This is a genomic window from Ruegeria sp. C5 (assembly GCF_056537605.1).
In genome coordinates this window covers 419909-434825 of sequence record NZ_JBQFRX010000002.1, presented here as the reverse complement: position 1 = coordinate 434825, position 14917 = coordinate 419909, and the positions used below count along the sequence as shown (strand labels likewise).

General features: G+C 56.0%; 15 protein-coding genes. 7 read left to right on the top strand and 8 right to left on the bottom strand.

The genetic code is table 11. The features are described 5' to 3' along the window. Positions 1–345: 345 nt before the first annotated feature. Positions 346–1581: a lytic murein transglycosylase gene (locus ACR0AW_RS09915; RefSeq protein ID WP_170732729.1), complete on the bottom strand. Its 1236-nt coding sequence runs from the start codon at positions 1579–1581 to the stop codon at positions 346–348. A gap of 132 nt (positions 1582–1713) precedes the next feature. Between ACR0AW_RS09915 and ACR0AW_RS09910 the strand changes: the two genes are divergently transcribed. The 6 genes from ACR0AW_RS09910 to ACR0AW_RS09885 are packed head-to-tail and all read left to right on the top strand — an operon-like array spanning position 1714 to position 8238. Continuing rightward, positions 1714–2676, top strand: a complete 963-nt coding sequence (locus tag ACR0AW_RS09910; RefSeq protein WP_170732728.1) for a cytochrome ubiquinol oxidase subunit II family protein — start codon at positions 1714–1716, stop codon at positions 2674–2676. Then, positions 2673–4763: a cbb3-type cytochrome c oxidase subunit I gene (locus ACR0AW_RS09905; RefSeq protein ID WP_170732727.1), complete on the top strand. Its 2091-nt coding sequence runs from the start codon at positions 2673–2675 to the stop codon at positions 4761–4763. The genes ACR0AW_RS09910 and ACR0AW_RS09905 overlap by 4 nt, the downstream gene beginning before the upstream one ends. Beyond that, positions 4760–5392 (top strand): cytochrome c oxidase subunit 3, encoded by a 633-nt coding sequence (locus ACR0AW_RS09900; protein WP_170394501.1) that lies wholly within the window; start codon positions 4760–4762, stop codon positions 5390–5392. The genes ACR0AW_RS09905 and ACR0AW_RS09900 overlap by 4 nt, the downstream gene beginning before the upstream one ends. Next, positions 5385–5711, top strand: coding sequence for a cytochrome o ubiquinol oxidase subunit IV (locus ACR0AW_RS09895; RefSeq protein ID WP_255612219.1), 327 nt, complete (start codon positions 5385–5387; stop codon positions 5709–5711). Before ACR0AW_RS09900 ends, ACR0AW_RS09895 begins: the two co-directional genes overlap by 8 nt. 35 nt (positions 5712–5746) lie before the next feature. Continuing rightward, complete coding sequence (locus tag ACR0AW_RS09890) at positions 5747–6724, top strand: HlyD family secretion protein (RefSeq protein WP_170407817.1); 978 nt, start codon at positions 5747–5749, stop codon at positions 6722–6724. Then, positions 6721–8238 carry a DHA2 family efflux MFS transporter permease subunit gene (locus ACR0AW_RS09885; RefSeq protein WP_170732726.1) on the top strand — a complete coding sequence of 506 codons (1518 nt, stop codon included), beginning with the start codon at positions 6721–6723 and terminating at the stop codon, positions 8236–8238. The genes ACR0AW_RS09890 and ACR0AW_RS09885 overlap by 4 nt, the downstream gene beginning before the upstream one ends. Here ACR0AW_RS09885 and crcB read toward each other — a convergent pair. Genes crcB through ACR0AW_RS09870 form a run of 3 tightly spaced genes read right to left on the bottom strand, consistent with a single transcriptional unit; the run spans position 8235 to position 9161 of the window. Next, on the bottom strand, positions 8235–8597 hold the full coding sequence (gene crcB / locus ACR0AW_RS09880; protein ID WP_170394509.1) for a fluoride efflux transporter CrcB: 363 nt from the start codon (positions 8595–8597) through the stop codon (positions 8235–8237). The genes ACR0AW_RS09885 and crcB overlap by 4 nt on opposite strands. Further along, on the bottom strand, positions 8594–9001 hold the full coding sequence (locus tag ACR0AW_RS09875) for a fluoride efflux transporter FluC (protein ID WP_480444196.1): 408 nt from the start codon (positions 8999–9001) through the stop codon (positions 8594–8596). The genes crcB and ACR0AW_RS09875 overlap by 4 nt, the downstream gene beginning before the upstream one ends. A 28-nt stretch (positions 9002–9029) precedes the next feature. After that, positions 9030–9161: a hypothetical protein gene (locus ACR0AW_RS09870; RefSeq protein WP_480459527.1), complete on the bottom strand. Its 132-nt coding sequence runs from the start codon at positions 9159–9161 to the stop codon at positions 9030–9032. A gap of 56 nt (positions 9162–9217) precedes the next feature. Between ACR0AW_RS09870 and ACR0AW_RS09865 the strand changes: the two genes are divergently transcribed. Beyond that, entirely contained in the window at positions 9218–10798 is a 1581-nt protein-coding gene (locus ACR0AW_RS09865) for an FMN-binding glutamate synthase family protein (protein WP_170646932.1), read from the top strand. Between the two features lie 6 nt (positions 10799–10804). Here ACR0AW_RS09865 and ACR0AW_RS09860 read toward each other — a convergent pair whose 3' ends face one another. From ACR0AW_RS09860 to ACR0AW_RS09845, 4 genes are read right to left on the bottom strand one after another with little or no spacing between them, the layout of a single operon-like run. Next, a complete protein-coding gene (locus ACR0AW_RS09860) occupies positions 10805–11461 on the bottom strand; it encodes an ABC-type transport auxiliary lipoprotein family protein (RefSeq protein WP_170407827.1) in 657 nt (218 codons plus the stop codon). Beyond that, complete coding sequence (locus ACR0AW_RS09855) at positions 11458–12774, bottom strand: MlaD family protein (protein WP_170394518.1); 1317 nt, start codon at positions 12772–12774, stop codon at positions 11458–11460. The genes ACR0AW_RS09860 and ACR0AW_RS09855 overlap by 4 nt, the downstream gene beginning before the upstream one ends. Positions 12775–12779: 5 nt before the next feature. After that, complete coding sequence (locus tag ACR0AW_RS09850; RefSeq protein ID WP_170422811.1) at positions 12780–13595, bottom strand: ABC transporter ATP-binding protein; 816 nt, start codon at positions 13593–13595, stop codon at positions 12780–12782. A 1-nt stretch (position 13596) separates the two neighbouring features. Then, on the bottom strand, positions 13597–14721 hold the full coding sequence (locus ACR0AW_RS09845) for an ABC transporter permease (RefSeq protein ID WP_170394524.1): 1125 nt from the start codon (positions 14719–14721) through the stop codon (positions 13597–13599). Positions 14722–14917 lie beyond the last annotated feature (196 nt).

Genomic DNA, 14917 nt, shown 5'->3' with positions numbered 1-14917 from the left:
GCGGTGGGCGCTTGTCTGCCATTTTGTCTCCGGCAATTGTCTGGACTTTACCTTGATCTAGATCGTGCCAAGATCGATAATTTCGGCATTCATGCATCAGGCAATGTCGGAGATCCGAATGCGAAAGCTATCTTTCACTGCCCATGAACCTGTCAGTTTTGAAGCAAAGGTAAAGGGTTTTGCGGTGGGTGAAGACCACAAAGGCTGATTAGAACCGCAGCCGGCGGAGGTGTTAAAATTTTATTTTGAAACGCTTCGTGGCAGTGACATTTTCGTGAAGCTCAACATATCACCGTGGGTGAATGTGTTCGCAGTGATGCTCGTAAATGGCGAATCAGTACGCTGCTACGGCTTCAGAACGGCCTTCAATGAGGCATCGGGGAAGCAGGTTGGTGTGCTTCCAGAAGCCTCTTGCCAGCGCCCGATCGAGCGTCGGGTTTTGTATCCGGGCAGGCCATCGACGCCACCGACGTCATGACCCTGTTGAACAAGCACCTGCTGCATGCTGGCGACATCTGAACGATAGAGATTGCCGACATCGCCCCAACGACCCCGAAAATCGCCAACTCCGTATTGGATGCGATCACCGACATGTCCCACAAACAGCGCATAAAGGTCGCTGGTGTTATAGTCTTTGAGGACATAGAAATTGGGCGTTACGATAAAGGCCGGACCGCTACGACCGGCAGGCATCATAAGATAGCCCTCGGCATCAAGTTCATGTGCCGGAAAAGGTTTGCCGGAAACGCGATTTACGCCCATGGCGACCCAATCGCGGATCAACCGCCCCTGATCAGGGCCCTCCAACGCGCAAGAAACGGTCGTGGGTAGGATAACTTCGAACCCCCAGTCGCGGCCTGTCACCCATCCGTGCTCGTCAAGATACGCGCCGATCGATGCAATCGTGTCCGAGGCTGAGCCCCAGATATCAGTTCGGCCATCCCCATCGCCATCGCGCGCGTAAGTCAGAAAATTTGTGGGCATGAACTGAGGCTGCCCCAAGGCACCCGCCCAACTGCTTTTCAGTGCGTGGCCTTGGCCGTGACCGGATTCAGCGATCTGTAGCGCAGCAATCAGTTCAGCCGTGAAATACTCTGCCCGTGTGCTCATGAACCCTTTGGTGCCCAGCACCTGAAACGCATTATGGCGGATCGGGACTTGTCCGTATCCGCTTTCGCGGCCCCAGATGGCCAGTATGATACGGGCAGGTACGCCGGTTTCTTTCTCGACACGTGATAGCGTGTCCGCGTGGCGCCTAGCCATCTTGCGACCGACGGAGGTGGCACCCTGGACTGATCCGGCATTGAAATATCGACCAGGTGAGCCGAACTCGGCCTGCCGTTGTTGCTTGGGTGTCTTTTTGGGGCTGCCCGGCGGAACCAGGTCAGGAAGGTCCCAGTTTAGCGTTACCCCGTCAAAGGCACTTTGGAACGTGCGTTTCGAAACGCCCTTGGCTTTTGCCCGAGGCCATATGGCTTGGTGCAGCCAGTTCTGGAACTGACGTTCAACCTCAGCGCGATCTTGCGCTACCGAGGGGGCGGCAAGACAAACCAGGGAGACTATAGCAAGAACCAAACGCATATGATTGGTCTCGCGCGCGCTTGACCTCATGTCAACAGCGGCGGCGCAGGGTGATTTTGGAAAAGTTCTTGAGAAAATCCGTGACTCTGCCGATAGTTGCCGGGAAACCCCGCCGCAAGAGGATCATCAGGTGTGACCTTGTCTCGGATACATTCAGTCGCTGTGCCAGCCTTGGTGATCTTTGTTGCTCTGTTGTTGACGGCTGAGTCTGCCGGGGCGAGTGATAGCTTCATGGACCCCCAAGGCCCGATTGCAGCGGTGCAAAAGACACACCTTTTGCGCGCGACGGCTCTTATCCTGATCGCTGTGATACCGGTTCTGGCTCTGGTGCCGCTGATTGCCCTGCGTTATCGCCGACGTAAGGGTGGAAATGCTGCATACACGCCGCATTGGGATTTTTCGGCGAAGCTTGAATTTGTGATGTGGGGCGTCCCGGTCGTGATCGTGATGATCCTGTCTTTCTATCTCTGGAAAGCGACACATCGTCTTGACCCTTATTCGGCCCCTTTTGGAGAAGAGCCTGCCCTAAATGTGCAGGTGGTTGGCCTCGATTGGAAATGGCTGTTCATCTATCCAGATCATGGCATCGCAACGGTGGGAGAACTGGGCATACCGATCAAACAGCAAGTTGCGATGACGCTGACCACAGACACGGTGATGCAGTCGTTCATGATCCCGGCGCTGGCGGGGCAAATCTATGCCATGCCGGGGATGACGACTCGGCTACACCTGGTGGCAGACTCGCCTGAAACGATGCAAGGCGAGAACACACAGTATAATGGCCGAGGATTCACAAAGCAGAAATTCCTGGCGCAAGCCATGCAGCCCGAGGATTTTCAGGCATGGGTCGCCAGCGTAAAAGTGCATGGCATACCGTTGACCGAAAGCACTTATCGGACGTTGGCGATGCGTACGGATCGGGATGAGGTGCAGGCGGCATTGGGCACCGAACTCATGCCGCTGAATGCGCTTTATTTCACGCTGGAAGAGGGCGACCTATTCCATTCGATCCTGCGTCGTTATCACAGCGGCGAGCCTCTGCAGTTGGATCAGCAACCCGGAACGGCTGAATACGGGCAGGAGGCAAGCCAATGACAAATGCCGAGACCGGTTTCTTCGGTCGCCTGAGCTGGGATGCCTTTCCCATCGCTGGACTGATCCAGAACCCTGGCGCAAATGAGATCATTGCAAACGCTGCTGCTGCTATTGTGATCGTGGGCGTAGTGGTAGTGATTGGCATCCTGACGTGGTTCCGGTTGTGGGGTCCGCTCTGGCGCGATTGGCTGACCAGCGCTGATCACAAGAAGATCGGCATCATGTACATTGTCTTCGCCATCGTCATGCTGGCGCGGGGCGTCTTGGAAGGCGTGGTGATGCGGGCCCAACAGGCGGCGGGACCGGGGGACGGATTCCTGGAACCCGAGCATTTCGCGGAACTGTTTAGCACTCATGGCACCATAATGGTGTTCTTCGTCGCGGTACCTTTTGTCTTTGGCGTCGCTAATTACATAATTCCGCTCATGATAGGCGCGCGCGACGTGGCCTTTCCGGTGATGAACCAGATCGGGCTTGGTCTGACCGTCTCGGCCGGGCTGATGCTGATGGTCTCGCTGGTGGTGGGCGAATTCTCAACAGGTGGTTGGACCGCCTATCCGCCCTATACCGGGGCCGCGTTCAATCCCGGCGTTGGGCCGGATTACTGGATCTGGGCCATCGTGGTCTCGGGCGTGGGCACAACACTGACTGGCATCAACTTTGCCGTCACGATCTACAAGCTGCGTGCGCCGGGGATGAAGTTCATGCGGTTGCCCATGTATTGCTGGACGATCATTTGCAGCTCGATCCTGATCATCTTTGCTATGCCGCCCCTAGGCGTTGCCGCGCTGCTGCTGGCCGCGGATCGCTATCTGGATTTTCACTTCTTCACCAATGACCTTGGCGGCAACATGATGAACTATGCCAACCTGTTCTGGCTGTTTGGCCACCCCGAGGTCTACCTGTTGGTCCTGCCTGCATATGGAATCTATTCTGAGGTCTTTGCCACCTTTTCGGCCAAGCGTCTCTATGGTTACAACTCACTGGTCATCGCAACAATGTCGATTGCGGTCATGTCCTTCACGGTTTGGTTGCATCATTTCTTCACCATGGGGCAAAGCGCTCTGATCAACGCGGTGTTCGGGATTGCCACGATGCTGATCGCCATTCCGACCGGGGTTAAGGTCTATGACTGGATGGCGACTCTGTACCGTGGGCGCATTCGATTCTCGGTCCCGATGCTTTATGGCCTTGCGTTCTTGATGTTGTTCGTCATCGGCGGCCTCAGCGGAGTGGTTCTTGCCAATCCAACCGTCGACTATCAGGTCCATAATACGCTGTTTCTGGTTGCGCATTTCCACAACGCGTTGCTACCCGGTGTGCTGTTCGGGTTGCTAGCCGGCTATAACTACTGGTTTCCCAAGGCCTTTGGGTTCCGTCTAAACGAGTTCTGGGGCCGCGTTTCGGTTTTCTGCTGGACGGTTGGGTTTCTGCTGACCTTCATGCCGCTCTACTTCGTTGGTCTGATGGGCATGCCCCGCCGGTCGTTCAGTTGGGAGGATCCCAGCTTTCACCCCTACATGATCACCGCCGCCATAGGATCGCTGGTGATTACTTGCGGGTTGCTTTCGATCCTGGTCCAATTGTGGGTCAGTATACGCGACCGAGAACAGACCCGCGCACCGGTCGGTGATCCTTGGGACGGGCGCACGCTGGAATGGTCGATCCCGTCTCCGCCGCCGCCCTACAACTTCGCTATTATTCCGCAGGTTAGTGACCGCGATGACTTTGCTGCAGCTAAGGAGCGCGGACAAGCCTATCCTGCACCCGCGGCCTACGAAGATATCGAGATGCCGCGCAACACCGGCATCGGGTTTATCCTCTGCGTGCTCAGTGGCATCTGGATGTTCTCTCTGGTCTGGTGGATCTGGTGGCTGGCAGCACTGATGACCATCGCGATGATCCTCGCCATTATCATCTGGAGTTTCGACACCAGCACCGAGGTCATCATCCCCGCCGAAGAGGTCCGCAAAGAACACGAGGCGTGGTTGGCGCTGGTCCACAGCACCGCCGCTGTGGATCGCGATCATGAAAGTACACCGGAAAATCGCGGCCTCGCCCGCCCGGATATGGAGGCCGTGACATGAGGCGCGCACCCAAGCACAGCTATCCGGGGATAAACCTCGGCGAGGACCACGCCAGCGCCCACAAGGCGACCGAGGTCGTCACTTTCGGCTTCTGGGTCTTCCTGATGAGCGATCTGGTCTATTTCGGCCTGATGTTCGCGATCTATATCACCATGATAGACGCGCAGGCCGGCGGTCCAGGCCCGCATGAGCTGTTCGACCTTAAAAGCATCTTTGCCCAGACTCTCATTCTGCTGACCAGCAGTTTGACCGTCGGGCTGGCGATGTTGGCGCTGAAATACAACCTGCCTCGGGCACGGATCGTGCTGTGGTTCGGAGTGACTCTGTTGCTGGGGCTCAGTTTTCTGGTTTTGGAAATCCGTGATTTCATGAACATGGCAGCCCAAGGCGGTATCCCACAGCGTAGCGGGTTTTTGTCGGCCTTCTATGGTCTCGTACCGCTCCACGGCTTGCATGTTGCAGCCGGGTGTCTGTGGCTAATCGTGCTGGGTATTCAGCTGCGTATGTTCGGGCTGACCGATCTGCTGATGTCGCGTATGGTGCGGTTGGCGCTATTCTGGCATTTCCTCGATCTTATCTGGATCGGCATAATAACCATCGTGTATTTCGGAGGGCTGGCCTATGGATAAACGATCCGAGATGCATCACCGCGAACGGCGGCGTTACGTGATTGGCTATGGTGGGTCACTGCTGCTCACGCTGGTGGTATTTGTGATCGCCTATCATTTCGGTATTGAAACACCAGGCGTCTATATGACCATAGGCCTTCTGGGGTTGGCACAACTGGTTGTTCAACTGATCTATTTTCTACACATCGACCGCCGCCGCAGCAGCCGAGAGGATCTGGACCTGGTTCTGTTTTCGACACTTGTTCTGCTGATTATCATCGGCGGGACAGTTTGGATTCTGGGCAATCTGGCCATGCGCATGCATATGCAGGTGATGTGAGGTCGCTCGCTTAGGCACCAAAAAGGAAGCTGCTTATGAAGTCATTCAAGGCAATTGCCGCCGCAGGGATCCTGGTCACGATTGCTGTTGGATTGTTCCTTTTCTGGCGGCATGAAGAGCGGTATCCGTCAACAAAAGACGCCTATATCGGCGCGAATATCATCTATGTGGCCGCACAGGTGACCGGGCAGGTTTCAGACGTTGCGGTGGTCGAAAACCAGCCGGTCAATGCAGGCGATTTGCTGTTCTCGATTGATCCGACACAGTTCCAAGCCTCGGTCGATCAGGCCAAAGCTAATCTGGACAGTGCCATTCAGCAGGCTGACTCCTTCTCGAACCAGATCACCGCTGCACAGGCCGCTGTCGAAAGCGCCAACTCGTTCTACGAAACCGCGCAGAGCAATCTTGAACGCGCCCGAGCTTTGTTTTCGGACGGGGACCTCGCGCAGGCCTCGCTGGACCAAACTACATCCGAATTCGCACAGGCTTCGGCCCGGTTGACCACCAGCCGGTCCGAGCTTTCTGCGTTGCAAAGTGGCCTCGCGGCCCGGCAGGACAATGTGTTGTCCTCGCAGGCTGCGTTGGAAATCGCGCAGGCCGATCTTGTCTGGACCAAGGTCTATGCCGCGGCCGATGGCTGGATCGCAAATCTGACGCTGCGGCCAGGGTCGTCTGTCTCGGCCAATGCGCCGCAATTTTCCATTGTCGAGTCGTCTGACTGGTGGGTCGATGCAAATTTCAAGGAAACATCACTGCCACGCATCCGACCCGGTCAACCGGTCACAGTGCAGGTGGATATGCTTCCAGACACGACCCTGACCGGCAAGGTTGCGTCGATCGGTCGAGGCTCGGGCGATACGTTTTCGTTGTTGCCGTCCGAAAACTCCAGCGGCAACTGGGTCAAGGTCACTCGACGTTTCCCGGTGCGGATTGAGCTTGATCCAACTGATGCTCCGCTACGTGTAGGAGGCAGCAGCAAAGTTACGGTGGATACAACCGGAACCAGCCAATGATTGATGCCGGCCATATCAATCGCGTGATTGTCGTGGCCGTCGTGCTCAGTGCAATTCTCGAAGTTCTGGACAGTACCATCGTCAATGTTGCGTTGCCGCATATTCAGGCGGCTTTTGGGGCCACAACCGATCAGGCGACATGGATCTTAACCAGCTATATCGTCTCAGCCGTTGTGGTCATGCCGCTGACTGGGTTTGTCGCGCGTCGGGTCGGGCGGCGCAGGCTGATCCTGACTGCGGTCACGGGTTTTGCCACAATGTCTGTCATGTGCGGCCTGTCATGGAGTCTTCAGACTATCGTCGCGTTCCGCCTGGCGCAGGGGATGTTCGGCGCGTTCCTGATCCCGTTGTCGCAGTCCATCCTGTTTGATGCCTTTCCGCGCGAAAAACGGGGGCAGGCCATGGCGGTCTTTGGCTTGGGCGTGGTGGTCGCACCAGTGTTGGGCCCAACTGTAGGCGCAGTCCTGACAGAGTATTTTTCGTGGCGAATGGTGTTTTTCGTCAACCTTCCGGTCGCTGCCATGGCCCTGCTGCTTTTGGCGGGCGAGTTGCCGGACGACAAAACCGAAGAGGTGCGCATCGACTGGAAAGGTCTGGCGCTGCTGGCACTTGGCATCGGATGCCTTCAATTCATTCTTGACCAAGGTGAGACCAAGGACTGGCTGTCATCGAGGATGATACAGCTGGCGCTGATCGCTTCGGTTCTTGGGGCGCTGGGGTTCATCGTCCATTCTCTGACATCCCGGCATTCTGTCGTTGATTTGCGCCTTTTTGCGGATCGCAACTTTGCCCTGTGCAACCTGGTGATAGCGGGGTTCGCGATCTCATTGTTTGGCGGGATCGCCATACTGCCAACCTTTGTGCAAAGCCTGCTCGATTACCCCGTGATCGAATCCGGTCATTTGTTCATACCGCGCGGGATCGCAGCAGGTGCATCGATGGTGCTGACCGGGGCCGTACTGGTCACCCGGTTTGATCCACGAGTTTTAGCCGGGTTGGGGATGCTGTTGACAGCAGTGGGGAATTTCATGTTGGGCACGCTCAACCTCGACGCCGGTTTCTGGCAACTGGCTTGGCCGGGCTTTGTCAGTGGTCTGGGGATGGGGCTGGTGTTTGTGCCGATGTCTATTCTGGCATTCGAGAGCATCAGTAAATCAAGGCAGGATGAGGCATCGGGCCTATTCAACGTCACCAGGCAGCTTGGCTCTTCGGTAGGTATTTCATTGGTGGGGACTTGGGTCGTGCGAGGCCTGCAAACCAATACGGCAGTGCTCAGCCAGAATGTGACACCCTACAATCCTGCTGCACAGGCTTATCTTGCGCCGCTGGGGCTGACACCCGATAGCGCCCGGGGCGCCGCCATTTTGGGACAAGAGATTGCTCGGCAGGCCGAGATGATCTCGTACCTTACAGTATTCAACAATCTTGGACTGCTGGCGTTGGCCACGATCCCACTGTTGTTCTTCTGCCGCGCGCCCAGGCCCGACCAAAGGGCTGCAGCACCCGTTCACTAGCGCGTCAGAACAAGGCCCAGCCATAGCGCGAACCAGCACAAGACGAGGCTGAGAACGATGTTACCGGCGGCAAATACGATCGTCCGTTCACGGTGCAATTGCAGCGATTGATAGGCGAAGCTTGAGAATGTGGTGAAGCCGCCGCAAAACCCGAATACAAGGCGTTTTTCCTCTTCGCCCATTTCCGCAGAGCCACCCAGATAACCAATCCATAGACCCAGCAGAAGGCTGCCCAGAACATTCACGATCAGGGTCGAGTACGGCAGATCATGCGTCACCCGAAGCGCCAGCCAATGCCGCAGTACAGCCCCCAATCCTCCGCCCAATGCGAACATGGCATGCAGATACAAGGTCGTCATTCCGATGTTTCCCGGGAATGATGCCGCCGACCCAGCGCTTCCCCAAGAACCGCCGCCGTAAGACCAAATGCGATCTCCGCGCTTACGGCGATAATCACAAACCAATTCCCGGTTTCTGCCAGTCTTTCCAGCTCGGCGACGAATGAGGAAAACGTCGATAGCCCACCGCAAAATCCGACGGCCCCTAGATGCAGGACGTGGGCGTGGACACGATTTCGAATGGCATAGAGCCAACCTAGAACGAAACAGGCCGCAACATTGATGCCGAAAGTCGCGGTCAGGAACGGAGCGCCGGGGATCTCCAGCGAAAATAGCTCGCGCAGCAACGACCCTGCAGCACCCCCCACAAAGACGGCTGTATACATCAGGGCGCGATGCCCGAATGCAGGCGCTGTTTTCGACACTGCGGTTGATCCTGCTCTGACCAGCGTTTCATTTTGCATACAGACTGCTTTTGCTTGGTTCAACCGGCCTCGCTAACCCAACCGTTATCTTTGTTTGATTGGCAAGGGCTTGCGCAAACAGGTCAATTTGTTCCACGTTCTGGATGAAGAGCAGGGTCATGGACCCAATGCCCATTCAAGGTCACGCTGTCACAGCGCTACTCAGGGAGATAGAAAATGATTGTTCGCAGGCTCTACTATTTCCTCAGCTATGTCTGCTTGCCTTTGACTTTGCTTTGGGGTTTTTTCTGGCCACCCGCCCACTGGTTGCTGATCATACTGATCCCCTATGCGGTTGTCGGTCTCTACGATATGCTGACAACCAAGCATAATGTGCTGAACAACTACCCGGTACTGGGTCACTTCCGATATATGTTGGAGTTTGTCAGCCCTGAAATCCGGCAGTATTTCGTTGAAACCAATGAGAGCGGGCGGCCCTATAATCGGATTATCCGCAGTCTGGTCTATTCCCGCGCCAAGGGGCAGGTGGATACTCAGGCGTTTGGCACTCAGTACGATATCATGACGGTAGGTTATCACCGCGCTGATCACTCGCTATCCCCCAGGCACGTTGAAGAGAGCGAAGAACGGGTGATACTGGGCGGCCCTCAGTGCGACAAACCCTACAATGCGTCGCGTCTGAACGTATCAGCAATGAGTTTCGGTGCACTCAGCGCCAACGCAATCCGTGCTTTGAATGGCGGTGCAAAAGATGGGGGTTTTGCGCATAACACGGGCGAAGGCGGACTGTCCCCCCACCATCTGGCAGAAGGTGGAGACATCATCTGGCAAATCGGAACAGGATATTTTGGATGCCGCACGCCTGAAGGTGGGTTCGATAAGGACCTGTTTGCCGAAAAGGCCAAGAAAGATGTCGTCAAGGCGATCGAGATCAAACTATCGCAAGGGGCGAAGCCGTCTCATGGCGGGGTCCTACCGGCAGCAAAGGTGGATGAAGAAATCGCCGAGATTCGTGGGGTTCCAGTACATCAGGATGTGATTTCCCCACCTATTCATTCGGCCTTTGATGGACCGACTGGATTGATGCATTTCGTTCAGCATCTGCGAGAGATGTCAGGTGGCAAGCCCGTGGGCTTCAAACTGTGCATCGGTCGTCGATCCGAGTTTATGGCGATTTGCAAAGCGATGTTGGAAACTGAGATTCTGCCTGACTTCATCACGGTGGACGGCGCGGAAGGGGGCACTGGCGCTGCCCCGGTCGAGTTCACCAACCGATTGGGGATGCCGCTTAACGAGGCACTGATATTTGTAAACAACTGTCTGCGCGGTATCGGGGTCCGCGACAAGGTGCGGGTGATCTGTTCGGGCAAAGTGGCCACTGGGTTCGATATGGTCGAGAAATTCGCTTTGGGTGCGGATATGTGTAATGCGGCGCGGGCGATGATGTTTGCGGTGGGGTGCATTCAGGCGCTGCATTGCAACACCAACAGGTGCCCATCGGGGGTGGCAACGCAAGATCCGATCCGTGGGCGGGCGGTGAATGTGCCACAGAAACGACAGCGCGTGCATCGGTTTCATGACGCGACGCTTGAAAGTTTCCGCGAGATATTAGGGGCTATGGGCAAAGCAAAAGTTTCCGACCTGCGCCCTGCTGACATCCGGCGCCGAAATGCGGATGAACGAGAGCGGTCTTATGCCGAGCTATATAGCTTTCTGGATGACGGCTCTCTGTTGGGCAAGACCATCCCCGAAGAGTTCGCCGCTGACTGGCAAGTCGCCTCAGCGAGCCAGTTCTAGCGACCACTAGCTAGGTCTTGATCGCGGGTTATTGAGCGTATGCGTATGGATTTTGCGGATACTCCATTCCACGGCATCCCGCATTGTCTTGCCCAAGGCGATATCAAAGGCCTCAACCAGTTCGGGTGTTTTATCGCTGGTCGCCAGCACTGCTTCCTGGAATGAGCTTGAAGCGATGATCTTGTCCTCGTACTCATCGATAATCTTGATATTGATGCGCACTTCTACGCGGACCGTCTTCGTGTCTTCGGTTTCGCTGATGACGATGCCCTGAAATTCGCGCAGATCAGGCGCGATCACATAGTCCGCTCTCAGGCCTACGGTCGAACGTCCTACGGCCGCGACCTTGCCGGAATTTTCATAGCTTTCGACCATCAGCGCCTGCACAATTAACGGCGCGCGATCCACCCATCGAGCCCGCGGCAGATACTGAACCTGAAGCAAGGTGGGCTGCACGGCGATCTGATCGGTGTTCACGGCCGCCGTCGCTGTGGGCTCTTCGACAACGATCTGTTTTTGGATACGCGGCAGCGATGACGAGAACGTGCTTTTGGGTGTCAGCAAATACAAATCATTGGGCTTAGAAGCCTGCCGCAGCGTGCCCAAGCCCGTGCAGCCTGTTAATGCGGCCAAAACCAGAGTCAATATTAAGGGCCGTATCATTGACGAAACTCCGATGCTTGGGTGCCTAACAAAAAGCGGGCCGGGTCGCGTTCGACCTTGTCGACCAATCTATCCAGACTGATGACCAGACGTTGTGATTCCTCGATGAACCGGATGAACTGAGGCAACCCAACGCGCAAGAAGTCCGAAACCTGACGGCGGTTGTCCTGAACGATCCCGTCGATGGTTCCCAGCAGATCCGACGCCGATTGGGAGGCGCTGAGAACATCGTCGGAAATCTTGTCAATCTTTTCGGTGATATTCGAGACGGTTTCCGCAACCTGATTAGCCGCCTTACTCACATCTTCAGCGACAGGTGAAATATCCTCGTCCATCACGCGGTTTGCCGAGTCAAACGCCCTCTCTGCTGAATCGAGCGCCCCTTTGGCTGAATCCATAGTCGATGTAACCGATTCAAGGGTGGTGTTTGCATTCAGAACAGTCTCGCTGATTACCTCAAGCGTAACGCTGCCTTCATCTGACAGCCGAGTCAGCCTTTCGGCCAGGATTGACCCGCGTTCGATAAAGGGCCGGATATCTTCCTGAATCACGCTTTCAGCACTGGCAATGGCGTTATTTGCAGTCTCTAGCGTTGTTTTGGCGGATTCTGAGGTCTCTTTGATGCTCTTCAGCGTGTCCGTTCCTGTGCTCAACGTCGTCTCGGCCGTGTTCGCCAACGTATCCAGTCTCTTGGTAAATTCTCCAACGTCTTTGGCCGCACCGCCCAAATCGGACGAGAGCGACTGGAAATCCGTCAGAGTTTTATCCAGCTTGCCCGACGCTTCTGCCAGATTGTTCAGGATATCCGACACCGCCTTTCGGTTTTTGTCATCAACAACCGAATTGAGGTTCTCCAACAGGGTGACCGCCTTTTCCAGAACCTCTGGCGCACCCTCAAGCAAGGATTGAATCGAACTGCGCTTGCTTGGGATGACACTGTTCTGGGCCAGCCTTTCTGCGGTTGGGGACCCGCCGGAAAGCTCAACATAAGCAACCCCTGTCACACCCAGAGATTGCAACTGTGCGATGGTTTCTTTGGTAACAGGGATGTCGGCATCAACCTCAAGCCGCACTCGCACCTTTGACGGGTCATCTTTGTCCAAGTCCAGGGAAACCACCTGACCCACGGGCAAGCCGTTGTAATTTACGCCACCTGCAGCCGACAGGCCCGAGACATTGTCGAACAACACATCATAATAGGCGTATTGCCGAGTCACTTCGAATTTGGCGAGCCACAGAAAGAACCCGAAGGCACCAAGGATGCCCGCCAGGGTGAACGCACCGATCAGGATGTAATTCGCTCGGGTCTCCATCGCCTCTACCTGTCCTGCCCCTTCTGTTGTGCCGCACGGGCGCGGGGGCCTGTGAAATATTCCTGAACCCAAGGATGGTCGACCTTGGTCATCTCTTCTATCGGACCTTCAACCAGCACGCGTTTTTCCGCAAGTACCGCGACGCGATCACATATGGCATAAAGGCTGTCCAGATCATGCGTTACCATGAACACGGTCAGCCCCAACGTGTGCTGAAGTTCCCCGATCAGGTCATCATATGCGGCGGCCCCGATCGGGTCCAACCCGGCAGTTGGTTCGTCCAGAAAAACGATTTCCGGGTCCAGCGACAGGGCGCGGGCCAACGCAGCGCGTTTGCGCATTCCACCGGACAGTTCCGAGGGGAACTTGCTGCAACTTAGTTGAGGCAAGCCAACGAGACTGATCTTCAGCCCACCTAGTGCGGCCATCAATTTCTCACTGATACCCGTGTGCTCGCGCAGAGGCGCCATCACGTTCTGCAATACAGTCAGTGAGGAAAACAGCGCACCGTCCTGAAATGCCACGCCCCAGCTTCTTTCGATCCGCTGACGTTCTTCTTCGGGGCCATTAAGAACATCGACGCCAAGAACCTCAATACTTCCCGACTTGGGCTTGTTCAGCCCGACGATCGTACGCAAAAGCACGGACTTCCCAGTGCCCGATCCACCGACAACACCCAGCACTTCACCGCGCCAGACATCGAGGTTGAGGTTGTCGTGGACCACTTGCTCGCCGAACTGGTTGGTTAAATTGCGCACACGAATAACGGCCTCGCGTTTCGCGTCGGATTGGGGCTTGTCCTGAAGCGCGGCTCCATCCATGTCAGATCCCCAACTCTGAGAAGAAGATCGAAAACAGGGCGTCGATGGCGATGACCATAAAGATCGATTGCACGACCGAGGCTGTCGTCCGCTGACCAACGCTTTCGGATGAACCTTTGACCTGCATAGCCTGCCAGCAGGCAATGACACCGATCACCAGTGCAAAGAACGGTGCCTTGATCATCCCGACGGCAAGCTGTGCGACGCCGGTATTTTCCTTCAACCGGGTCAGGAACATGCCGGGGCTGACACCGAGGTCAATCCAACTCATCAACGCTCCGCCGATCAGGCCAGCCATATCAGCAACAAAGCCAAGAATGGGCAACATGATCAACAGCGCCAGAACACGGGGAATGACCAGAACTTCAATCGGATCCAACCCCAGGGTGCGCATCGCATCAATCTCTTCCTGCACCTTCATCGAGCCAATCGAAGCCGTAAAAGCCGAACCGGAGCGACCAGCGACGATGATCGCTGTCAGCAGGATACCAAGCTCACGCAGGATCGAGATGGAGATCAATTCGACAACAAAGATCTCAGCCCCGAACTGTTTCAACTGCGTCGCGCCCTGAAAGGCCAGAACGACGCCGATCAGGAAACCCATCAAGGACACAATCGGCAGCGCCTTGAAGCCGACTTGCTCCATCTGTGACACCAACGCAGCACGACGCAGTCGCCATGGCATGATCAGAGTCCGGACCAATCGATGCAGAGTAAGGCCAAGAAAGCCGATGATTGATAATGTGTCCTGCCAGGCGCCAAAAGTTTTTTGCCCAATCCGGGCAACCCAATTCACAAAGCCATGCGGCGGCAGTTCTTCTCCTGTAACCTCGGGTATGTTGTGCGATACTGTTTCGATCAATGACGAATGCGCAGGGGCCAACCCTTCGAGCTGGACCTGAGCGCCTTCGCTTCCCATCCGCTGCACCAAATTGGCGACTAGCCAGGCCCCTCCGGTATCCAGTGATTCAACTTGCGACATGTCCACAATGACATCTTGGCCGTTGGGCTTTTGGGCAGCAAAACCCGCTTCGACACGATCCAACGATTGAGTGCGCAGATCTCCGGCAAGGCGGATACAAACGCCGGTTGCGCTGGTCTCGGAAATAATCGTCGGCCGTGTCATAGCGGTATGTGATGGCAAACACCGGGTCGCTGCAATGGATTTGTTCGAACCCCTCAGGATTTTGCGCCCGCGCATTGCGGTAGAGCGACAGTGAAGCCCATGGTTCCGGTTCTGGAGCAAGCAGAGCGAGTGAGCCATGCGTTTCGCGTGTTTGCATTGTGGGGCAGGCTCAGTCGGGGTGTTCTGAATGAGGGCG